The sequence below is a fragment of the Aeromicrobium sp. EU05-FHT14F07 genome, from assembly GCF_058790455.1.
This window is the reverse complement of sequence record NZ_JBYTCR010000016.1, coordinates 11,871-32,265: the sequence shown is the minus strand read 5'-3', so window position 1 is coordinate 32,265 and position 20,395 is coordinate 11,871. Positions and strand designations below refer to the sequence as shown.

General features: G+C 69.8%; 18 protein-coding genes. 8 read left to right on the top strand and 10 right to left on the bottom strand.

Going from position 1 to position 20,395, the window contains the following annotated elements:
- Window positions 1-83 precede the first annotated feature (83 nt).
- Both AC3WRM_RS13940 and AC3WRM_RS13935 read left to right on the top strand, forming a co-directional pair.
- Window positions 84-542 carry an SRPBCC family protein gene (locus AC3WRM_RS13940; RefSeq protein ID WP_492249030.1) on the top strand — a complete coding sequence of 153 codons (459 nt, stop codon included), beginning with the start codon at window positions 84-86 and terminating at the stop codon, window positions 540-542.
- 282 nt (window positions 543-824) lie between these two features.
- Window positions 825-1,427: a DUF6226 family protein gene (locus AC3WRM_RS13935; RefSeq protein ID WP_492249029.1), complete on the top strand. Its 603-nt coding sequence runs from the start codon at window positions 825-827 to the stop codon at window positions 1,425-1,427.
- A 22-nt stretch (window positions 1,428-1,449) separates the two neighbouring features.
- Here AC3WRM_RS13935 and AC3WRM_RS13930 read toward each other — a convergent pair whose 3' ends face one another.
- A complete protein-coding gene (locus tag AC3WRM_RS13930) occupies window positions 1,450-3,051 on the bottom strand; it encodes a peptide chain release factor 3 (protein ID WP_492249028.1) in 1,602 nt (533 codons plus the stop codon).
- A gap of 61 nt (window positions 3,052-3,112) precedes the next feature.
- Here AC3WRM_RS13930 and AC3WRM_RS13925 point away from each other — a divergent pair, with 61 nt between their 5' ends.
- A complete protein-coding gene (locus AC3WRM_RS13925; RefSeq protein WP_492249027.1) occupies window positions 3,113-3,808 on the top strand; it encodes a polyamine aminopropyltransferase in 696 nt (231 codons plus the stop codon).
- A gap of 10 nt (window positions 3,809-3,818) precedes the next feature.
- Here the strand turns inward: AC3WRM_RS13925 and AC3WRM_RS13920 are convergent, their stop codons facing one another.
- Complete coding sequence (locus tag AC3WRM_RS13920; RefSeq protein ID WP_492249026.1) at window positions 3,819-4,262, bottom strand: hypothetical protein; 444 nt, start codon at window positions 4,260-4,262, stop codon at window positions 3,819-3,821.
- 95 nt (window positions 4,263-4,357) lie between these two features.
- Here AC3WRM_RS13920 and AC3WRM_RS13915 point away from each other — a divergent pair, with 95 nt between their 5' ends.
- Complete coding sequence (locus AC3WRM_RS13915) at window positions 4,358-5,512, top strand: PQQ-dependent sugar dehydrogenase (protein ID WP_492249025.1); 1,155 nt, start codon at window positions 4,358-4,360, stop codon at window positions 5,510-5,512.
- A gap of 192 nt (window positions 5,513-5,704) precedes the next feature.
- Complete coding sequence (locus AC3WRM_RS13910) at window positions 5,705-7,276, top strand: protein kinase domain-containing protein (RefSeq protein WP_492249024.1); 1,572 nt, start codon at window positions 5,705-5,707, stop codon at window positions 7,274-7,276.
- A gap of 9 nt (window positions 7,277-7,285) precedes the next feature.
- Here AC3WRM_RS13910 and AC3WRM_RS13905 read toward each other — a convergent pair whose 3' ends face one another.
- Complete coding sequence (locus AC3WRM_RS13905) at window positions 7,286-7,708, bottom strand: DUF3806 domain-containing protein (protein WP_492249023.1); 423 nt, start codon at window positions 7,706-7,708, stop codon at window positions 7,286-7,288.
- 79 nt (window positions 7,709-7,787) lie between these two features.
- On the opposite strand from AC3WRM_RS13905, the gene AC3WRM_RS13900 reads away from it, so the two are divergent.
- A complete protein-coding gene (locus AC3WRM_RS13900; RefSeq protein WP_492249022.1) occupies window positions 7,788-8,225 on the top strand; it encodes a VOC family protein in 438 nt (145 codons plus the stop codon).
- 19 nt (window positions 8,226-8,244) lie between these two features.
- Here AC3WRM_RS13900 and AC3WRM_RS13895 read toward each other — a convergent pair whose 3' ends face one another.
- Both AC3WRM_RS13895 and AC3WRM_RS13890 read right to left on the bottom strand, forming a co-directional pair.
- On the bottom strand, window positions 8,245-8,592 hold the full coding sequence (locus tag AC3WRM_RS13895) for a hypothetical protein (RefSeq protein WP_492249021.1): 348 nt from the start codon (window positions 8,590-8,592) through the stop codon (window positions 8,245-8,247).
- A gap of 113 nt (window positions 8,593-8,705) precedes the next feature.
- Window positions 8,706-10,229: a S8 family serine peptidase gene (locus AC3WRM_RS13890; protein WP_492270931.1), complete on the bottom strand. Its 1,524-nt coding sequence runs from the start codon at window positions 10,227-10,229 to the stop codon at window positions 8,706-8,708.
- Between the two features lie 204 nt (window positions 10,230-10,433).
- Here AC3WRM_RS13890 and AC3WRM_RS13885 point away from each other — a divergent pair, with 204 nt between their 5' ends.
- Complete coding sequence (locus AC3WRM_RS13885; RefSeq protein ID WP_370074858.1) at window positions 10,434-11,126, top strand: haloacid dehalogenase type II; 693 nt, start codon at window positions 10,434-10,436, stop codon at window positions 11,124-11,126.
- An 80-nt stretch (window positions 11,127-11,206) separates the two neighbouring features.
- Here AC3WRM_RS13885 and AC3WRM_RS13880 read toward each other — a convergent pair whose 3' ends face one another.
- A complete protein-coding gene (locus AC3WRM_RS13880; protein ID WP_370074857.1) occupies window positions 11,207-12,934 on the bottom strand; it encodes a DNA/RNA helicase domain-containing protein in 1,728 nt (575 codons plus the stop codon).
- On the bottom strand, window positions 12,915-13,241 hold the full coding sequence (locus tag AC3WRM_RS13875) for a MazG-like family protein (protein WP_370074856.1): 327 nt from the start codon (window positions 13,239-13,241) through the stop codon (window positions 12,915-12,917). The genes AC3WRM_RS13880 and AC3WRM_RS13875 overlap by 20 nt, the downstream gene beginning before the upstream one ends.
- A gap of 258 nt (window positions 13,242-13,499) precedes the next feature.
- On the opposite strand from AC3WRM_RS13875, the gene AC3WRM_RS13870 reads away from it, so the two are divergent.
- Entirely contained in the window at window positions 13,500-14,867 is a 1,368-nt protein-coding gene (locus tag AC3WRM_RS13870; protein WP_370074855.1) for a restriction endonuclease, read from the top strand.
- 629 nt (window positions 14,868-15,496) lie between these two features.
- Here AC3WRM_RS13870 and AC3WRM_RS13865 read toward each other — a convergent pair.
- The 3 genes from AC3WRM_RS13865 to AC3WRM_RS13855 all read right to left on the bottom strand — a co-directional run bounded on the left by AC3WRM_RS13865 (window position 15,497) and on the right by AC3WRM_RS13855 (window position 20,230).
- On the bottom strand, window positions 15,497-16,024 hold the full coding sequence (locus tag AC3WRM_RS13865) for a hypothetical protein (RefSeq protein WP_056680406.1): 528 nt from the start codon (window positions 16,022-16,024) through the stop codon (window positions 15,497-15,499).
- A 38-nt stretch (window positions 16,025-16,062) separates the two neighbouring features.
- Window positions 16,063-17,022 (bottom strand): cytochrome P450, encoded by a 960-nt coding sequence (locus AC3WRM_RS13860; protein ID WP_372521350.1) that lies wholly within the window; start codon window positions 17,020-17,022, stop codon window positions 16,063-16,065.
- A gap of 241 nt (window positions 17,023-17,263) precedes the next feature.
- On the bottom strand, window positions 17,264-20,230 hold the full coding sequence (locus AC3WRM_RS13855) for an MMPL family transporter (RefSeq protein WP_229662974.1): 2,967 nt from the start codon (window positions 20,228-20,230) through the stop codon (window positions 17,264-17,266).
- Window positions 20,231-20,395 lie beyond the last annotated feature (165 nt).

Below are 20,395 nucleotides of genomic sequence, written 5' to 3'. Positions count from 1 at the left end.
CCCCCCCTCCCCCCTCCCCCCTTCCCCCCCCCCCCCGGGACGGGTAGTCCAGAGGGGTACAGCCTTCTGCGAGAGGACAGCCCATGAGCACGATCACCGAGTCCGTCGACGTCGATGTCGACGTGCGCACCGCGTACGACCAGTGGACCCAGTTCGAGGACTTTCCCGCCTTCATGGAGGGCGTCGAGCGCATCGACCAGATCGACGACACGCACCTGCACTGGGTGGTCCAGGTCGGCCCGGTCACGCGCGAGTTCGACGCGACGGTCACCGAGCAGCACCCCGACGAGCGGGTCGCCTGGACGTCCGACAGCGGACCCCAGCACGCAGGCGTCGTCACGTTCCACCGGCTGTCGGACCAGACCACGCGCGTGACGGTGCAGATGGACGTCGACCCCGACGGCTTCGTCGAGCAGATCGCCGACAAGGCGGGCCTGCTCGACCGCCGCACCCGCGGCGACCTTGAGCGCTTCAAGGAGTTCATCGAGCGCCGCGGCGGGGAGCCGACGGGTGCGTGGCGCGGCGAGGTCGAGCGACCCTGAACCCGGCGTCGCGTCCTTGACGCGACTGCCCGACCTGGGCGACGCCCGGGCGGGGCGACGGTCGGCGCGGTCTCGGATCCGCGCCGACCGCGCGCTGTCTCGACCCCTGGCTTCGAGACACCGCCCGACCCGCCGCGTGTCGTGGACCAGGCTACGGACGACGAGCCCCGCCCCCTAGGGACCAAGGTCCTCGGAACCCGGCGGTGTAGGCGGGACCGAGGGCCCGGGCCTGCATGAAAATCGGGTGCTCGTCGGACGGGGGCCGTGCCAGGATCGGCGACCGTGAGCGCGTACCGCAGGCCCGACGTCGAGATCGCGACGTTCCTCGACGACGAGGGGCGTCCGGTGCCCTACGGCACCCTGCGGGGCGACCCGCCCGAGGAGGCCTACAGCCGCTGCACCCACCCCGAGCGGTTCGTACCGGTCGTCGTGGTGGCCCGCGCGCTGCTCGAGCACCTGGTGGTCACCTACGAGGTGGAGCGGCGCGACGACGTGGTCGACGGTCGACCGACGACGGTGCTCACCCCGCCCGGTGGGGGAGCCGTGCTGCGGCTGCAGATCGGTGGCGGACCGCTGCCGGACGCGAAGGTCGCAGCGGGCTTCCGCTTCGAGGACAGCTGGCCCGACTGCGGCTGCGACGCGTGCGACGACGACGTGGCAGACCTCCTCGACCATCTGGAGCACACGGTGCTGTCGATCGTCGAGGGGCGTCTGAGCGAGTGGCGCGAGGTCCCGGCGCGCGACGGGAGCGCCGCCTGGACGATCCACCAACGGATCGAGGGCCCCCTCGGGCACGACGGCGGCTGGTGGAACCACAAGGCACCGTTCCCCACCGAGCTCCCTGACGAGCCGCACCGGTGGCCGGCATGGCGACTGCGCTCCTGAGCGGACGCGCCGGGGGTGCTCCTCAGGACAGAGGTGCGCGGTCGTCGACGTCGGCCGACAGCGACTCGAACGTGATGTCGGGGTGCTGGCGCGAGACGAACTGCAGGCGCCAGCGGTCGCTGAACACCGCGAGCGCGGTGCCGTCGCTGCGCTCGAACGTCTCGACGCCGTTGATGCCGGCGAGCGCCTCGCGGTCGGCCGGCTGGATGCGTCGGGCCAGCGAGTAGGGGAGGAAGTCGAGACGGGTCTCGGCGTTGAACTCGCGCTGCAGCCGGTCGGTGACCACCTCGAACTGCATCGGCCCGACGGCGGCGAGCACCGGCGACTGGTCGCCGCGCAGTGTCGAGCGGAGCACCTGCACGACGCCTTCGCGGTCGAGCTGCTCGATGCCTCGCCGGAACTGCTTGAACCGCGACGTGTCGCGGGCGCTGATCGTCGCGAAGTGCTCGGGCGCGAACTGCGGGATCGGCGGGTACTCGACCTTCGGGCCGAGGTAGAGCGTGTCGCCGATGCCGAGCTGGGAGGCGTTGACCAGGCCGATCACGTCGCCGGGGTAGGCGAGGTCGGTGGTCTCGCGGTCGCGGCCGAAGAGGTTCTGCGCGTACTTGGTCGCGAACGGTCGCCCGCCCTGGGTGTGCTGCACGACCTCGCCGCGCTCGAAGACGCCCGAGCAGATGCGGGCGAAGGCGACGTGGTCGCGGTGGGCGGTGTTCATGCCTGCCTGGATCTTGAACACGAAGGCGCTGAAGGGGGAGTCGACGGCGCGCGGCTCGCCCTGGGCGTCGAGGCGGGGGCGTGGTGCGGGCGCCAGCTCGAGCATCGTGTCGAGCAGCTGCGTGACGCCGAAGTTCAGCGCGGCCGCCGCGAAGAGCACGGGGGTGGTGCGTCCGGCGAGGAACTCCTCGGGGTCGTGGTCGGCGCCGTCGGCGGCGAGCAGCTCGTGCCCGCCGACCGCCTCCTCCCAGGCGTCGCCGAAGACGGTCGCCGCGTCGTCGGGGGAGTGCACGGTCTCGCCGGCGATGGTGGCGCCGCCCGACGTGCGCTCGTACTCGACCGCGTGCCCGAGCCGACGGTCGAGGACGCCGCGGAAGTCGCCTGCGATGCCGATCGGCCACGTGAGCGGCGTGGGACGGATGTCGATGCGCTGCTGGATCTGGTCGAGCAGCTCGAGCGGGTCGAGCCCGGGACGGTCCCACTTGTTGACCACGGTGATCACCGGGATGCCGCTGCGGTGGCAGACGTCGAACAGCTTGAGCGTCTGCGGCTCCAGGCCCTTCGCGCCGTCGAGCAGCATGACGGCGAAGTCGACCGCGCTGAGCACGCGGTACGTGTCCTCGGAGAAGTCCGCGTGGCCGGGGGTGTCGACCAGGTTGACGACGTGGCCGCGGTGCTCGAACTGCAGTGCCGTGGACGAGATCGAGATGCCGCGCTCCTTCTCCATCTCCATCCAGTCCGAGACGGTGGCGCGGCGGCCGGCCTTGCCGTGCGTGGCGCCGGCCTCGGAGATCACGCGTGCGTGCAGGGCCAGCGCCTCGGTGAGCGTCGACTTGCCGGCGTCCGGGTGGGAGATGACGGCGAAGGTGCGACGGCGGGCGGCCTCGGCGAGCACGGTGGGGGAGGACATCGACCCGACCTTACCGGCGGCTACCGTCGGGCCGGGAGCGAGCCAAGGCGAAGGGGCGACGATGGCGAGGTTCGAGGAGCTCGACTGGGCGGAGACGCCGTGGGGCCTGGTGGTGCTGCGTCGCCGGTTCGACCTGGTGACCCAGCGTGAGGTGCACGAGGTCAAGCTCGGCGAGGACTACCTGATGTCGAGCCAGTTCACGGTGAGCGAGCGGGCGCTCGCCGAGCTCGGGCTGCGTGAGGCCGCGGGCTCGTCGCTGCGGGTGATGGTCGGTGGGCTCGGTCTCGGCTACACCGCCTTCGAGGCGCTGCGCGACGAGCGGGTCACCGAGCTCGTGGTCGTCGACGCGCTCGACGCGGTGATCCGCTGGCACCGCGAGGAGCTGTTCGACGACACGCGTGGGCTGGCGTCGGACCCCCGCACCACCCTGGTGCGCGACGACTTCTTCGATCTCGTGCGCACGGGTCGTCTGGAACAGCCGGTCGACGTGCTGCTCGTCGACATCGACCATGCGCCCGACTGGCTGCTGCGCACCGACCACGGCGACTTCTACACCGTCGAGGGACAGCGGGCCGCGGCACGCATGCTGGTCGACGACGGGGTGTTCGGGCTGTGGTCCGACGAGCCGCCGGACGACGCGTTCGTCGACGTGATGCGCCAGGCCTTCGCGACGGCCGAGGCCCACGTGGTGACGTTCGACAACCCGCTCACCGGGGGCACGTCGAGCGCGACGATCTACGTCGGCACGCGCACCTGAGCATACCCGCTCAGCCCGGCGTGGCCTCGTGGTGACGGCGACCGTGGGTGCGCCGGTCCTCCTTCATCTCCGCCTCGAACAGGTGGGGTCGGCCGTCGACCAGGCTGTCGCGGGCGGTGCGCTCGAGGTCCTTGAAGGTCGCGTAGTAGCCCTCGTCGTACTCCTCGACGAGCTGGAACGTCCAGCGTCCCTCGATGACGTTGCGGCCGACCAGCTCGGTCTCGATCCGGTCGGCGAGGTCGCTGTAGCCGGCCTCGCGCAGCAGGTCGGCGGCCTCGCCAGCCTGCAGGTCGGCGTGCCCGGACAGCCGGTGGAAGGCATAGAGCGAACCGCGTGCCTCCTCGACGGCCTCCAGGGCCTCGCTGAGCTTGCCGAGCGCCTCGACGGTGTCGTCGGAGACGCCGTCGGGTCGGCGGTGGCGGGTGGCGGGACGGTCCTGTCGGTCGCTGCTCATGACCCCACGGTGGCACTGGTCGCCGGTCGCGGCATCCGGTCGGGCCCTCGTCCTCTCGACCTGCGGGGCTTGGGGCGCTCGGTGACACTCGACACATGAGGCTTCTCGGACTCGGGCTCGCGGCCGTCCTCGTGGCGGGCTGCTCCACGGACCCCGAACCCCGTCAGGACGAGGCCTCGCCGGCCTCGACCCCGGCGACGTCGGCGAGCGGCAACCCGCCGTTCGAGGTGGAGGAGGTCGACCGCTTCGAGACGCCCTGGGCAATGGCCTTCGTGCCCGGGACGGGTGACCTGCTCGTCACCGAGCGCACCGGCACGCTGACCCTGCGCGACGCCGAGACGGGTGAGCGGACGGAGGTGTCGGGCGTGCCCGACGTCGTCGCCGCCGGACAGGGCGGGCTCGGCGACGTCGTCGTCGCGCCGAGCTTCGAGGACGACCAGCGGGTCTACCTGAGCTGGGCGGAGGCGGGCGACGGCGGCACAGGCGCCGTGGTCGGCCGCGCGCGGCTGGCGACCGGCGACGGGTCGGCGGCGCTCGAGGACCTCGAGGTCGTGTGGCGGCAGACGCCGACGGTGTCCGGCAACGGGCACTTCTCGCACCGGATCGCCTTCGACCCGGACGGCGAGCACCTCTTCATCAGCTCCGGCGACCGTCAGCAGAAGACGCCGGCGCAGGACACGTCGAACACGCTCGGCACCATCGTGCGGCTCACGCTCGACGGCGAGCCGGCGCCCGGCAACCCGCTGGCGGACGAGGGCGGGGCGTCGGCGCAGATCTGGAGCTGGGGCCACCGCAACCCGCTCGGCCTGGAGTTCGCCGACGACGGCACACTGTGGTCGAGCGAGATGGGACCCGAGGGCGGCGACGAGCTCAACATCATCGAGAAGGGCGGCAACTACGGCTGGCCCGAGGCGTCCAACGGCAGCGACTACGGCGGCGGCGAGATCCCCGACCACACCGACGGCGACGGCTTCGTCGCGCCACGCACCGGCTGGACCCCGTCGATCTCGCCGGGCAGCCTGCTCATCTACACCGGCGACCTGTTCCCGGAGTGGAAGGGAGACGCGTTCCTCGGCGCGCTGTCGGGCGAGTCCCTCGTCCGCGTCGACCTCGACGGCACGACCGCTGGAGAGGACGAGACGATCGTGGAGGGCCAGCGGGTCCGAGCCGTCGAGCAGGCGCCGGATGGCTCCATCTGGCTGCTCGAGGACGCCGGCTCCGGCCGCCTCCTCCGCCTCGCCCCCGCCTGACCGGAGATTCCCAGGTCGACCTGGGAATCTCCAGCGGGGCCCGGCTTCCTGACGTTCGCACGGAGTGCTCTCCGTGCTTCTGTCAGATTCCCGTGCTCAGGCCCGACGAGGACGCCTGCCGTCCTCCGAGACGGCCGTGTGGGGGTGGCCACGACGCGCGCGCCCTCGGCCGATGAGCTCTAGCCTGGTCGAATGGCCGAACGCTTGAACGACCGCTACGAGCTCGGTGAGCTCCTGGGCGCCGGTGGCATGGGACGGGTCCACCGCGCCCGCGACCTGCGCCTTCACCGCGACGTCGCGGTGAAGATCCTCAAGGGCGACCAGGTGGGCGACGACACCGCCGCGCGCGTCCGTTTCGAGGAGGAGGGCCGCACCGCCGGGCGCCTGCACCACCCGGGCATCGCGACCGTCTACGACGTCGGCGAGGACGAGTCGAGCGAGGACGGCGACCCGTTCATCGTCATGCAGCTGGTCGAGGGGACGGCCGTCTCGGAGGTGCTCAAGCAGCGCGGCACGCTCGCGCCCGATGCCGTGGAGCGGCTGCTCGGGGGTGTCGCTGACGGGCTCGCGGCCGCCCACGCCGCCGACATCGTGCACCGCGACGTCAAGCCCGCCAACATCGTGCTCGCGGCAGGGTCGCGGCCGGTGCTCGTCGACTTCGGCATTGCGATCGGCGCGTCGCGTGAGCCGCTGACCCAGACGGGCAACGTGCTGGGCACGGTCGACTACATCAGCCCCGAGCAGGCGCGCGGCCTGACGGCCACCGGCGCCTCCGACGTGTACTCGCTCGGCCTCGTGGCCTACCAGTGCCTCACCGGCACCTCGCCGTTCCGTCGAGAGACGTCGGTGGCGACCGCGCTGGCCCAGGTGGGCGACCCGCTGCCACCGCTTCCCGACAGCGTCCCGGAGCCGCTGCGCCGGCTGGTCGCGACCATGACCGAGAAGGACCCGGCGAGGCGTCCGACCGCGGCGCAGGTACGCGACGCGGTGCAGGGTCGCACCGACGGCGTCACCGAGGTGCTGCCCGCCTACGCGGGTGCGACGACCGCGCCGATGGGAGCCCTGGGTCCGACCGGCGCGACGGCCTCGACGTCGGCGTTCGCGCCCGTCGCCGCCACCGCCGCGATGGACGTCCCGCCGGAGGAGCCGCACCGGCGTCGGCGCGGGATGGCGGTGTTCGCCGGCGTCGCGGCGCTCGCGGTCGTCGCGCTGCTGGTCGGCACCACCGGCGGCCTGTTCGGCGGCGACGACAAGACCGTGCCCGACGTCGTCGGTCAGTCGGTCGCCAGCGCGACGAAGGACGTCGAGGCGGTGGGCGGGTCGGTGAGGACGGAGACCGTCGACCAGCCGGACGCGAAGGAGGGCGAGGTCGTCGGCCAGAGCCCGAAGGAGGGCGCCGCCGTGCCGACGAGGGACCCGGTGACCCTGCAGGTGGCGTCCGGCCGCGTGATGGTGCCGGCCGACCTGGTGGGGCGGCCCGCCGACGAGGTCGCGGCCACCCTCGGCGACCTCGGCCTCACGGTGAAGCGGACGGACGTCGAGTCGTCCCAGACGGCCGGGACGGTCGTCGTCGTGGATCCGACGGGTCGCGTGACGGTCGGCTCGACCGTGACCATCTCCGTGGCGGTCGCGCCCGTGGTCCAGCAGCCGCAGCCGACCCCGCAGCAGCCCCAGCAGCCTCAACAGCAGGACCGCGGCAACGAGAAGAAGAGCGACAAGGGTCCGGGCGGCGCGAAGCCGGCGAAGGACGACAAGAAGCCCTGACGACGCCGGTCAGCGATCGTGCCGGCGCGCCTGCAGGTCGCGCACGGCCTCGCTGACCTGCACGAGGTAGTCCTCCAGGGTCGACTGGTTCTCGCCCGACCACCGCTTCGCCACGGCGTTGGTCGGGTAGAGCACGAGTGACGGCTCGCCGACGACGCCGAGCTCGCTGCCGTGCTGGTCGGTGACGAGCGCCCAGCGCAGCCCGAGGTCGTCGACGAACAGCTGGCCGATGCCGGCGCCGAACGCGTTGATCGTGGGGTTCGGGTCGGGACGTTCCGCGGCGGGCAGGTCCCACCACGCCTCACGTGCCTCGAGGAACACGGCGCAGAGCGTCGCGGCGTCCTTCACGCCCCTCTGCACGAGCCCGCGTTGCAGGGCCTGCAGCCACTGGTGCTCGGCCTCGGTGAGGTCCTCGATCGTGACGTCGTCCATGGGTGCTCCCTCGGTGCCCGGTGCTCGTCGGCCAGCCTAGGTGCTTGACACGACAGGTCCCGCGGGGCGTGGATGAGGGATGTCGTCGCTGCCCCGCCTGGACCACGTGAACCTGACCGTGGCCGACCTCAACCGCACGGTCGCCTTCTTCACCAGCCTCGGACTCGAGCTCGCCGAACGCATGACGATCGAGGGCGAGTTCCTCGACACCGTCGTCGGTCTCCACGACGCCCGCACCGAGACCGTCTGGCTGCGCCCGCCCGGCGGTGGGGGAGCGCTGGAGGTCTCCCGGTACGACCGCCCCGGCCACGTGCTGACGGTCCCCGAGCCGCCGCACGCGGTGGGCCTGCGCGCGGTGTGCCTCGAGATCACCGACCTGCGCGCCACCGTCGCCCGCCTCGACGAGGACGGGTACGCGCTCGTCGGCGACGTGGGGGAGTACGAGGGGACGTGGCTGATGGCGTACGTGCGCGGGCCGGAGGGGATCATCGTCTCCCTGACCGAGCGGATCGGCTGACGAGCGTCGATCGAGTCGCTCAGCCTGCCGTGGCGGTCGGGTCCTCCAGCAGGCGGGGGAACACGCCGTCGACGCGGAACTCGGCGTCGAACGGCGTCGTGAGCATTCGCCCGTCGGTGTACTCGACGTGGGCCTCGCAGCGCAGCGAGTCGCCCGTGTCGGTGAGGAAGCCGAGCTCCTCGCAGGTGACGTCGACGTCGCGGACGTCGGCGTGGACGCCGTAGCGGGAGATCAGCCATCCGGCGCCCTCTCGGCCGTCGCGGAGCTGGTCGGCCATGGACGCCTCGATCTCGGCCGTGGTGGTGCCGCCGCAACCGGCCAGCACGACGGACCCGAGGGCGACGGCGACGAGGCGGGCGAGGCGCATGTCCGCAGCGTAGGGCCGCTGGCGAGGGCGCGTCTTCGTCTTCTGGAACGCGTTCCGGCACGACAGCGGCCCCCGAGCGGGAAGCTCGGGGGCCGCTGCGTCGTGGAGCTGCGTCAGCGACGGACGGCGTCGAGCGCGTCGACCATGCCGTGCCCGGCGTAGCTGTTGTTCGACGGCGATCCGGTGCAGAGCGCGCCCGGGGACGAGCTCGCCTGCTGGGGTGCGCAGGGTCGCTCGTCGGCCTGGGCCTTCAGCTGCTGGACGACGCGCGCCGGCCGCCAGCCGGGGTGCTTGGACTTCATCAGCGCGGCGACGCCGGCCACGTGCGGCGTCGCCATCGACGTGCCGTTCTTGAGGCCGTAGCCGTTGTCCTTGACGATCGTCGAGAGGATGCGCGAACCGGGCGCGGCGACGTCGATGACGTTCTTGCCCCGGTTGGAGAACGACGACAGCTGCGTCTCGTTCGACGTGCCGATCTGCGCGTACGAGGAGACGGTGACGACCTCGGGCAGCTCGGTGGGGATGTCGAGGCAGCCGTTGTTGATGGTGCGCTCGATCGGGGTGCTGTCGTTCGGGCTGCTGGCGCTGGTCGTCTTGTTGGCGAGGTCGTAGGCGGCATTGCCGGCCGCCGCGACGTGCACGGTGCCCTTCTTCGTCGACCAGGTGACCGCGCGGCCGACGGCCTCGACGACGGCGGCCTGGTTGGCCTGGTCCTGGCACCAGAACTCGAACGGGTCGATGTAGTAGCTGTTGTTGGTGACGTCCATGCCGCGCAGGCCGGACCACATGAAGCCACAGATGGCGTACTCGGGGTAGATGAAGCCGTCGTCGTTGACGACCTTGACCGACGCCATGCGCACGTTCGGCGCGACGCCGGTGATGCCGACGCCGTTGCGGGCGGCGCCGATGGTGCCGGCCACGTGGGTGCCGTGGTCGCTGGTGGTCGGCTGCCAGCCGGTGGGCGAGCGGTCGACGGCGCCGCCGTCGGTGCAGTTGACGGAGTTGTCGACGTCGATGTTGGCCGCGAGGTCGGGGTGGTCGGCGTCGATGCCGCTGTCGAGGACGCCGACGAGCACCTTGCGGGAGCCGTCGGTGATCTCGTGGGCATGGTCGGCCTTGATGTGCGCCATGTCCCACTGCTCGCCCTCGCGCGGGTCGGGCTTGACGTACTTCTGGGGCGTGTTCGCGAACTCGCCCTTCAGCTCGGCACGCTCGGTGGAGCGGCTCCGCGCCGACTGGCGCAGGGTGGACGCCTGCTCGGCGCGCTCGCTGACGGCGACGGTGCGGGTGGTGCCGACGGAGGTGACGCTGGTGCGGCCGAGGCGGTAGACGTCGGCGCGGAAGTCGGCGTGCGTCGACTGCGCGATCACGACACCGATCTGCGGCCACGCCTGCACGACCGTGCCGCCGGCCTTCTGCACGACCTTGCGCGCGTCGGCGGTGCCCTTGGCGTTCGCCTTCTTGGCGTTGACGACGTAGGCGCTCACCTGCCCCTCGGGCGTCGCGACCGGTACGGGCGTGGACTTCTCCGTGGTCGCCGCGCCGGCGCTGGTGAGCGTGGTCGCGACGACGCCGAGCGTGAGGGCGGCGGCCCCGACGGCGAGCCCGCGCCGGGCTCGAGACATACCTGTGTTCACGTGCTGTCCCCCCTAGGAACTGTCGGCGGCCACGTGAACGTGGCGCTGAGACCGACCGTCCCACCCCACCACAGGGGTCGCACAGACGTCCAGGGTCGGCGGGTTGCAGGTCGGTGACGGCGAGGTCGGCCGCGCCGTCGCTGCGCGACCTCGACCGTCTGATCGCGAGATGCGTCCGGCGGTCTGAGAACTACGATCGACCTGGTGGAGAGTGCGCGGACAGTGGCAGGGGCACGACCGGAGGTCCTGGTCTTCGACGTGAACGAGACCCTCTCGGACATGAGTCCGATGGCGGCGCGTTTCGAGGACATCGGCGCTCCGGCGCATCAGGCGCAGCTCTGGTTCGCGCAGGTGCTGCGGGACGGGTTCGCGCTCGCAGCCTGCGGGGCGGAGGCCGCGTTCGCTGACGTGGCCGCAGAGATCTTGCGGACGACGCTGTACGGGTCGAGCCTCGATCGCGGAGTCGAGGAGGCCGTCGACCACGTCCTCTCGGGGATGGGGGAGCTGTCCGTCCACGACGACGTCCCGGGGGGCCTGCGGGCGCTCGAGGCGCTGGGCGTCCGGCTCGTGACGCTGTCGAACGGGGCGACGTCGGTCGCCGCGGCCCTGCTCGAGCGCGCCGGGGTGCGGCGGTTGCTCGAGGCCTTGTTGTCGGCGGACGATGCCGGGGCCTGGAAGCCCGCCGAGCAGGCGTACCGGCACGCGCTCGACCAGTGCGGGGTCGCGCCGGAGGAGGCGATGCTCGTCGCGGTGCACCCGTGGGACATCGACGGCGCTTCCCGCGCCGGCCTGCGGACCGCCTGGCTCAACCGGTCGGGTGCCAGCTATCCCGCACACTTCCGGGCGCCCGACGTCGAGGTGGCCTCCCTCGACGAGCTGGCCGAGCGGCTCCACTGACCCTGGCAGGTCGAGCCTGGTGGCGCGCGTGGGCAGTGCCGGGAAAGGCCTGCGGCAGAGGCGAGCGATGTGCGCGTCGCTCAGGCGCGACGGGGCGGCGGGGGGAAGTAGGTGCGGAGCTGCTCACGCAGCGCGGGGTCGCACACGTAGACGTAGGTGCCTCGGATGCCTCGGGTGAGCAGGACCCGGTAGATGTTGATGACGTACTCCAGGAGGTCGTCGTCGGTGTAGGTCTGGCCCAGCGTCGTGTTGTTCGCACGTCCGTTGCGGTCGTGGTAGCTGGACCTGACGAACTCCGGGCGATCGGTGGCGACGTTCCAGCGCAGCTCGTGGCCGATGATCACCCCGGCGTAGTTGAGATCGTAGCCCTGGCTCGTGTGGATGCACCCCACTTCCTCCAGCGCAGTGCGTGAGTTGATCCAGTCCTTGTCGGTGCGGTTCCAGAACAGCTGGAGGCCGTCGATCTCGATGTCGGGTCGCCGCTTGTCCTTCTTGCTGACCCAGGGCCAGGCGAAGCCGGCGAGCACGCGAGAGAGTCCGTGGTCGGCGTCGCGCGACATGATGTCCTCGCGCATCTCGCGAAGGTCGTCGTAGAGACGGAGGTCGTAGTCGGGGAACTCGATCCGGTGCACGGCTGCCCCTCGCAGCACGTCAGCGACGTAGTCGGTGTAGGCCTCTCCAGCGAGGGTCCGCATCTGGGTCCAAAGGCGCACGTGCCGGTCGTCGTGCTTGGCTGTCTCGACCAGTGCCGTCACCGTGACGGCCGGCAGGTCCGACATCGGCCGCACCGTCTGCTTGTCGTCGAGCAGCAGCACGGGGACCCGGCTTCGAGCCTTGATCCAGTCGAGCTGTGTGTGCTCGATACCCTCCTCGTCGCCCGGGAACAGGCGACGGTTGATCTCGCGGTAGCGACTGCTCAGCATCTGCAGGCTGCCGGAGAACTGCTGGAGACGGTGCGCCTCGTCGACGATGAGCACGTCGAAGTCGTCGTCGGACTCAGCGACGTCGAAGGGCGTCAGGACAGGCACGTCGCTCAGCGCTGGCGTCGCCCTGAACACGCTACGGATCGTCTCGCGCAGCGACTGTTGCGGCACGACGAAGCCGATGCTCAGGTCGCCGAGTGGTTCGTCGCCTCCGAGCTCCTCCTCGACGAAGGTGTCCGCGTCGAGGTGTGCGTCCCGAGGCCGACGCAGGTCGGCCAGGAGCTTGGCGAGGAAGATGCCGACGATCGTCTTGCCCGTGCCGGGATCTCCCTGGACGACCACTGGCTCTGATCGACCACCTGCTGCCTGCCGGATGATCGCGACGATCGCCTCGACCGCCGAGGCCTGGGTCGGCGTCAGTGACACGAACGGCGACAGCTTGAAGAGGTTGCTGTTCTCGATCTTCTCGAGGTCGCTCCTGAAGAGCCCCTCGGCACGGAGCGACTCGAAGATGGTCGCGAACTTCTCGCGGTAGTGGGACCGGTCGTAGTAGTTGCTGTTCCTGGCGCTCGACTGCTTGTTGAGCACGGTGAAGGTCTGATCGGCGTTGAGTGCGCGGATCAGGTACGTCTCGAGGTCGAGGCAGACCGACTTGTTGAACGTGTCGTCGAGCACCACGCGAAACTCGTCGAGCAGCGTCGCCTTCGGCGACCTGAGGTGCTGGAACATCCTGGTTGCCGCGTTGACCGACTCGCCGACGTACACGTGCCTGGACCCGGTGATCGCATAGACGACGGGCCAGTTGTCGTGCCGTCCGTCCGCGCGCGTCCAGCTGTGGATGCCGGACGCGTCGAAGGACGCTTTCTCAATCTTGGAGCTGGTCATACTTCGTGCTCCGTCCGCGCGCCTTCTCGACCGGGTACTTCGCCTTCGTCCGCTCGAGCTTCGCCAGGACCACCTCGTCGAGATCCGCGTCGAGCGCGTCGGCGAGAAGCAGGGCGTAGGTCGCCACGTCTGCGAGCTCGTCGAGCACGGTCTGGCGGTCGTGCTCCTCGTCCCACTGGAAGTGCTCGAGCAGCTCCGCCGACTCGATGACGATGCTTCGCGCCAGGCTTGCGGGCGTGTGGAACTGTGCCCAGTCGCGTTCGGCCACGAACTCTCGCAATGAGCGGAGCACCTCGTCGCTGGCCATGGGCCGAGCCTAACCATCGTCGAGCCCTGACGGCCGGAAGATCGGTATCGCGGCGTCCTGGGAGCGCTGTTCGTATGTCCGGTCCCAAGGCCACCGCTTCTGACGCCGCCGACGACATAGTGGTCGCGTGGCTTCACTGCGTCTGATGCACGCAACTTGCAGAGACTCGACCGCTGGTGGCCATTGTCGGTTCGCAAAGGGGCGACGCTCGATAGCTTGTACAAGCATCCCTGGAGACTGCCTGGAGAGGAACTGCGAATGGACCGGTCGCGCGTCGACATCGTATGGCCGCACCGTTCGGGTGAGCCAAGCCCACGCCAGGTGTTCTTGCATGACCAACTCCGCTACCCCCGCAAAGCCAACCAGATTGACGTCGAGCACGATGGACTTCTGAACTATCACTGGCTGATGAGCCCGGCGGAACTTGGACGCCCGATGGTGATGCTCGAAGCGGGCATCAATTCGCCTGCCGAGGTCGCTGGTCCTGACGGAATCCGACGCTCTCTCATCGCCATCCGATCCAGTCCTTGGAAGGCGGGCCACGAGACCAACCCGTGGCATGACGAGTTCGATCTCGACCATGGGCACGTCAGATACTTCGGCGACCACAAGCCCGGAACGATCGGGCTGCCGGGGGCGACCAAGGGAAACCGGCTCCTGCTCGAAGCGGCTCAGCTCCATGCGGGAACCAGCCGCCAGGAACGGCTGCTCGCCCCGCCGTTCCTTCTGTTCCGAAGCGTCACGGTGTATCGGGGAGGACGTGCTGTCGTCAAGGGGCAAGTCGAGTTCTGCGGTGCCGCCATCATCGAACGCCTGGAGCATGTAGTTCAGCGCGATCCCGAGTCAGGGCGCAGCTTCCCGAACCTGGTGCTCGACCTCGCTGTCGTCTCCGGTGGCGATATCGACGGGATCGATCTCCGGTGGATCGACGACCGACGCGATCCGTCCCTGACTGCGGAGCAAGCGCTCCGCCATGCGCCCGAAGCGTGGGCCCGTTGGGTGAAGCAAGGCCGGATTGCCGTGCCTGGCGTACGTCGACGAGTCCTCGCGAGTGCTGTGAAGTCGGGCAAGGAGCAGCAGCCCCTGCCGGGCGGCGCGGAGGCCCGGGTCTTGCAGCAGGTGTACGCGTTCTTCGACGGTCGAAAGCATGCTTTCGAGCTCCTCGCGTCCAGGGTGGCGGCAGAAGTGCTCCGTGAGTCGGGGGCTCGATACCGGGAGGGCTGGCTGTCGCGGTCGTCGGGCGATGGGGGAGTCGACTTCGTCGGACGTATTGACATGGGTTCGCTCACGGCGAGCACCCCTGTCGTCGTACTTGGCCAAGCGAAGTGCATCCAGCCCAGTTCGTCGATCTCGCCGGAACAGGTAGCGCGTGTCGTGGCGCGCCTGCGACGGGGCTGGATCGGTGTGTACGTCACAACAGGATCCTTCTCGCGACAGGCCCAGATCGAGATCATCGACGACCAGTACCCGGTCGTGCTGATCTCAGGTGGCACGCTCGCGAGCGCAGTCCGGCAGATGGCCCAGGCCAACTATGGGGGCGATCTCGGCGCTCTCCTGGAATCCAGTGTCGACGGGTACGGCACGGCAGTAACGCACCGACGGCCGGAGGAAGTGCTCTCGATGTAGCAACCCGAGGTTGCGCTCCTCGTGGAATGCACTGCGTACGCACAACGACGAAACGGCGCTCGACGCTGGAAGACGTTCTCCAGGTCAGGCGCCGTTTCGGGCCCCTATGGGCAGGTCAGAAAACCTGCGAATCAGATGTCGTAGTACTGACTGACTGACCCATGCTGACCTGCGCAAACGTCGAGGACTTTCGACAATTTGTACCACGCTTGTAACGGATGCGGGTCTGCTAGGGAGTCGGGGTCATCGCTCCGGGCCGTCGAGCTCCGTGCCCTGTGTCGGATCTTCCTGGCGGGCGGGGGAGTGGACGCAGTCGATGCGCCCGCCCATGGCAGCCATGAGCGAGCGACCGACGGGCGCGAGATTCTCACGGCATGGCCGATCGGGACGACCTGCCCGCCGTCCTTGGGGAGGGCGAATACTTGGTCGCCAACGACTACAGGATGGGCGGGTTCTGGGGAGTTCTCATCGCTCCTTCTGAGGAAGCCATCCGCGCGAAGACCCCGAACTCATCATCGCCAAGACCCGACCGAAGTGGATGGACGAGGCCGCGCTAGAAGCAAAGCTGAGAGACGCCGTTGTGGTTGGACGACCACCCGCCGCAGGCTCTGCTTCTGGGCGCTGGTGCCTCAACCGGTGATCATGGCTTTGACCTTACCGAGCACGGTTCGCGGCCGAGGCGTGCGAGCGGTGCTTTGCTCCACGATGTTGCGTCGTCGCGCTTCCAATTCGAGACGGTGGCCGACTCGAACTGCTGGTTCATCGAAGGCACTGGCCAGCCCGGCGGCGACGGCCATGGCGGCCCAGTCGTTGTGCGCGGTCGCGCGGACGGCATGAGCAACTTCTTCGGTGGGAGGGTGGTCCGCGAGGTCGTCGATGACCTTCCGCACGCCCGAGTAGATCCGGGTGGCGTGCCGCCAGGCTTCGATGACGGCCTCCCTGCGGTCTTCAGGGTCGTCGACGAGGCTGCGTTCTAGTGATGCCACGAGGCGGGTGTGCCAGCGGAGCAGCAGCGCGTTCGCGAGATCCTCGATGTTGTTGAAGTAGGTGTCGGTGCCTTCGATGTTGGTGGGGATTTGCCCGTCGTTTCGGGCGAGGATCTCCTCGATCAGATTGTGGAGGACTGTTGCGCGGCTCGGCTTCGGTCGGTCCTTCACGGGTACTCCTTCGTGGGACTGGATGGTGTGTGGCTGACCTACTGAATGGGTAGAGATGCGAACCCGCGGATCGGGCCTGAGCGGAGTCGGACCGCGGAGTCGATGTCGACATCCCAGTCACGGCGGCGGGTGAGGAGTGCTCGCAGAGCGATACGTGCTTCGAGGCGGGCTAGGGATGCGCCGAGGCAGAAGTGGATGCCGCGCCCGAACGCGACCTGTCGTTCGGGGCGACGGTTGATGTCGAAGTGGTCGGCGTCGGGGAACGCGTGGTCGTCGCGGTTGGCTGAGCCGAAGAGCAGCAGCACGGTGTCGCCGGCTGCCATGGCCTGCCCGTGCAGATCGACCTGTCGGGTCAGGGTGCGTGCCAGGCCCTGGACCGGTGAGTCGTAGCGGAGCAGCTCTTCGACGGCTGCTGGCACGAGTTCGGGGTCGTCGGCGAGAGCGCGTCGGTCCTCAGGGTGCTGGGCGAGGATGACAGCGCTGTTGGACAGGAGGTTGGTCGTCGTTTCGTGCCCGGCGACGAGCAGCAGCAGGCAGAAGCCGAGAAGTTCTTCCTCGGTGAGGTGCTCGCCGTCCACTTCGGCTTGGACGAGCGCTGTCATGAGGTCGTCTTGGGGGTGCGCGCGTCGGTCGGCCAGGAATGCGGAGAAGTACTCGTAGAGGGCTGCAGCGGCGTCCAGCCCGGCGCCGAACTCGCCTCGCACGGGGTTGGACTGGATCAGGGTGGTGGACCAGGTCCGAAAGCGGTCGCGGTCTTCACGCGGCACGCCGAGCATGTCGGCGATCACGATCGCGGGCAGAGGTCCGGAGAATTCGGAGACGAAGTCCCACGGGCCGGTCTCGGGGGATTGGTCGAGGAGGTCGTCGACGATGGTGTGGATGTGTGTCTCGAGCCCGGCGATGCGGCGGGGGGTGAAGGCCTTGCTGACGAGGTGACGCAGTTGGGTGTGCCGGGGTGGGTCGCTCATGATGAGCATGGGCAGGAACAGGTCGGTCATGTCCACCCCGGGCGGGGTGGGGAAGATCCCGGACGCCGAGGAGTACGTCGCCGGATCGGCGAGGGCGGCGGAGACGTCGTCGTAGCGGCTGAGGACCCAACAGCTCGCCTGCGAGGACCAGTACACGGGAGCGTGGTCGCGCAGCTCGCGGTAGACGGGGTACGGGTCCGCCATGACTTCCGGGTCGAACGGGCTGTAGGTCAGCTGCTGGTTGCTCATCGCATCTCTCTCGGTTGTCGGTTCACGCGTGTGCATCGGATGTGGTGGCTGGCTGCAGTGCGGACGGGGCGCGCGTGGGCCTGCGGTGTGGCCACCAGCTGCGGTCCTCGAAAAGGGCCGCGCAGGCGGGTACGACCAGGGTGCGGACGATGAAGGTGTCGAGCAGGAGTCCGGCGGCGACGGCGAACCCGGTCTGGGCGAGCGCTTCGACGGGGGAGAACAGCAGGGCCACGAAGGTGGAGGCGAAGATGAGGCCGGCGGCGGTGATGACGGGTCCGGTGGCGGTGACTGCGCGGGCGACCTCGTCGCGGTCCAGGGCGAGGCCGCTCTCGCGCATCCGGCTCATGAGCAGGATGTTGTAGTCCGCGCCCACGGCGACGAGCAGGACGAACACGATGACCGGGACGGTGAAGTGGATGTCTTGTCCGACCAGCTGCTGGAACACGAGGGTGGTGAGCCCCAGCGCGGCCGCACAGGACAGGACGACGGAGGCGAGGAGGTAGAGCGGTGCGGTGAGGGCGCGCAGCGTGAGGATGAGGATGAGGAGCACCATGAGCAGGACCGCGGCGACCACGAGGACGGCGTCGTCGGCGAGGTAGTGGGCCAGGTCGGCGCCGAGGCCGGCCGCGCCGGTGGCGAGGATGGTGGAGTCGTCGAGGCGGGTGTTGTTCATGGCCTGGTCGGCGGTGTCCTGGACTTCGTTGTAGCGCTCCTGTCCGGCGGGGGTGAGGGGGTCGGTATCGCCGGTGACCTGGATGCGGGCCAGTTTTCCGTCCTCGGAGAGGAACTGGGTGCGGGCCAGGGCGAAGTCGGGCTTTCCGAGTGCGGAGGCGGGTAGGTAGAAGCCTCCGGCCTCTGGGGTGTCGGCGCGCTGGTTGATGGCCTGGAGGTAGTCGCCGGATTCGTCGAGCCCGTTGCTGAGCTTCTCGGTCTGGGTGAGGAGCTGCTCGATGCCAGGTGCGATGCCGGCGGCACCGGTGGCGAGCCGGTCGGTGCCGCCTTCGAGCTCGCCGAGCTTCTCGCTCAACAGCGCTTGGCCCTCGGCGATCCGGTTGCTGCCCGACTGGGCTTGGCGGAGCCCGGCGGCGAGCTGGTCGAGCCCGGTCGCGAGGCGTCCGTCGCCGGCGGCGAGGCGTTCGGCGCCGGCGGCCGCTTGGGCCAGGCCGGGCAGGAGCCGGTCGCGTTCGCCGGTGTAGATCTTGCGCAGGCCCTCACGGGAGCGTTTGCAGATCGGGTCGGCGGTGCAGATCGGATCGTCCTCCAGGGCTTCGACGATCCTGCCGAGGCCCTCGACGGCCTGGGCGACCTGGTCGTGTGCGGTGCGGAGCCCGGCGGCCAGTGCGGCGGCGCCCAAGCGGAGCCGGCGGGCGCCGCTGGCGGCCTGGCTCGTGTGATCGGCTGCCTGCCCGAGGCCGTGGGCGATGCGGCGGCTGCCGTCGCTGAGCTTCCCGGCGCCGTCTTGGGCCTTCCCGGCGCCTGCGGAGACCTGGCCGAGGGCGTCTCCGAGGTCGCCGGCCCCGGACGCGAGGCGTTCCAGCCCGGGTTCCCCGGACTCGAGCTTGCGGTCGGCCTGGTGGAGTCCTCGGGCGAGTTTCCCGAGCTGGTTGGCGATGGAGGCGGGTTCCAGTCGCCTTCCGGCCGGTTGGGTGATGCTGCGGACCTGGTTGACGCCGTCGACCTTCGCGACCGCGGTGCTCACGGAGTTGATGACAGCCAGGTCGCGGGTGTTGGCCATGTTGTGGTCGGAGCGGATGAGCAGGTAGTCGGGCAGGGTCTGGTTGGGTGGGAAGTGCTCGGTCATCGCCGCGAGGCCCAGGTTGCTGGGGGTGTCTGGCGGTTGGGCGGCGCGTTCGTCGAAGGAGAGCTGCATCGTGGGCAGCGCGAGCGCGAGCAGCACCAGGACCGTCACTCCCGCGACCAGGATCCGGGCGGGGTGTCGTCCGACGAGGCGGCCGGTGCGGGCCCACCGCGAGTCCGGCCGCGGTGCCGGAGCTGGCCCGATGCGGGGTCCGAACCAGCGGATCAGGGCGGGGGTGAAGGTGAGGCTGACCGCGAGGGTGACCGCGATACAGATCGCCATCGGGGGGCCGGTGGTGGCGAAGATGGCGAGTTCGGTGAATCCGAGGCAGATGGCGCCGAGGATGACGGTGGCTGCCGAGGCCAGCAGGGCGGGCCCGACCCGGGAGACCGACTCGGCTACCGCATCGAGGGGTTCGAGGCCGTTGCCGTATTCCTCGCGGAAGCGGGAGATGAGGAAGACGCAGTAGTCGGTCCCGGCGCCCAGGGTGATGGCTACGACGAACGCGTCGGTGTAGGTGGACAGGGCCAGCCCGTGCTCACCTGCCCAGGCCAGGGCGCCGCGGGTGCACAGCAGGGCGACACCGATGGTCACCAGCGACACCAGGACGGTCGCGATCCGGCGGTAGACCAGCCAGAGGATTCCGACCAGAAGGAACAGGGAGACCGCGGTGATCTTCAACGAGGCGTCGTTCACCGCCGTGGTCAGGTCGGCGATCATCGCCGGGTCGCCGGTCACGTGAACTTCGGTGCCGGGTGGAGCATCGAGGTCGTCGACGACCGAGCGGAGCCACTTCACGTCCTCGTCGGATGCCGGTGAGCCGACCGCGGATCGCAGCCCGACGACTAGGTAGGTCGCCTCGCCGTCCTTGCTGGTCATCGAGCGCCGGGCCTCGGGCTTGCCGAGGTAGTCCTGGACCTCCGAGACCCGCTCCGGCTCCTTCTGGAGGGTGCTCACGAGGTCGGCGTAGACGCGGCGGTCCCCCACGCCCAGGCCGTCGTCGTCGGTGATGACCACGAACACATACGAGTGGGTGTTGCCCGACCCGAACGCGGTGTCCATCACCCGCAGCCCGTGCAGGGTCGGTGAGTCCTCGGGCAGGAAGGCAGTGCTGCTGCGTTCGACCACGGTCCCCAGCGGGGTGACCAGCAGCGAGAGCGCGGCGGCGGCCAGCACCCAGCCGAGCACCACGATCGATGGGAAGCGGTGCCCCAGCCTGAGGGCAGACCTCAGCGGTCCGCTGCTTCCGGCTCGTGGTCCGCGACCCATTCACCCGCACCAATGCTCTGGACTGAAATGTTGTACTGGCAGTACAACATAGGATGTGGTCGACGTCGAGGCCAGTTGGCACGGTGG

Excerpts from the sequence above, each read along its gene's own strand:
- AC3WRM_RS13910 (WP_492249024.1), top strand. The coding sequence starts at position 5,705 with ATGGCCGAACGCTTGAACGACCGCTACGAGCTCGGTGAGCTCCTGGGC.
- AC3WRM_RS13920 (WP_492249026.1), bottom strand. The coding sequence starts at position 4,262 with ATGAGCAGCGACCGACAGGACCGTCCCGCCACCCGCCACCGCCGACCC.
- AC3WRM_RS13930 (WP_492249028.1), bottom strand. The coding sequence starts at position 3,051 with ATGTCCTCCCCCACCGTGCTCGCCGAGGCCGCCCGCCGTCGCACCTTC.
- AC3WRM_RS13940 (WP_492249030.1), top strand. The coding sequence starts at position 84 with ATGAGCACGATCACCGAGTCCGTCGACGTCGATGTCGACGTGCGCACC.
- AC3WRM_RS13900 (WP_492249022.1), top strand. The coding sequence starts at position 7,788 with ATGTCGTCGCTGCCCCGCCTGGACCACGTGAACCTGACCGTGGCCGAC.
- AC3WRM_RS13895 (WP_492249021.1), bottom strand. The coding sequence starts at position 8,592 with ATGCGCCTCGCCCGCCTCGTCGCCGTCGCCCTCGGGTCCGTCGTGCTG.
- AC3WRM_RS13915 (WP_492249025.1), top strand. The coding sequence starts at position 4,358 with ATGAGGCTTCTCGGACTCGGGCTCGCGGCCGTCCTCGTGGCGGGCTGC.
- AC3WRM_RS13905 (WP_492249023.1), bottom strand. The coding sequence starts at position 7,708 with ATGGACGACGTCACGATCGAGGACCTCACCGAGGCCGAGCACCAGTGG.
- AC3WRM_RS13880 (WP_370074857.1), bottom strand. The coding sequence starts at position 12,934 with ATGACCAGCTCCAAGATTGAGAAAGCGTCCTTCGACGCGTCCGGCATC.
- AC3WRM_RS13875 (WP_370074856.1), bottom strand. The coding sequence starts at position 13,241 with ATGGCCAGCGACGAGGTGCTCCGCTCATTGCGAGAGTTCGTGGCCGAA.
- AC3WRM_RS13870 (WP_370074855.1), top strand. The coding sequence starts at position 13,500 with ATGGACCGGTCGCGCGTCGACATCGTATGGCCGCACCGTTCGGGTGAG.
- AC3WRM_RS13925 (WP_492249027.1), top strand. The coding sequence starts at position 3,113 with ATGGCGAGGTTCGAGGAGCTCGACTGGGCGGAGACGCCGTGGGGCCTG.
- AC3WRM_RS13860 (WP_372521350.1), bottom strand. The coding sequence starts at position 17,022 with ATGACCGACCTGTTCCTGCCCATGCTCATCATGAGCGACCCACCCCGG.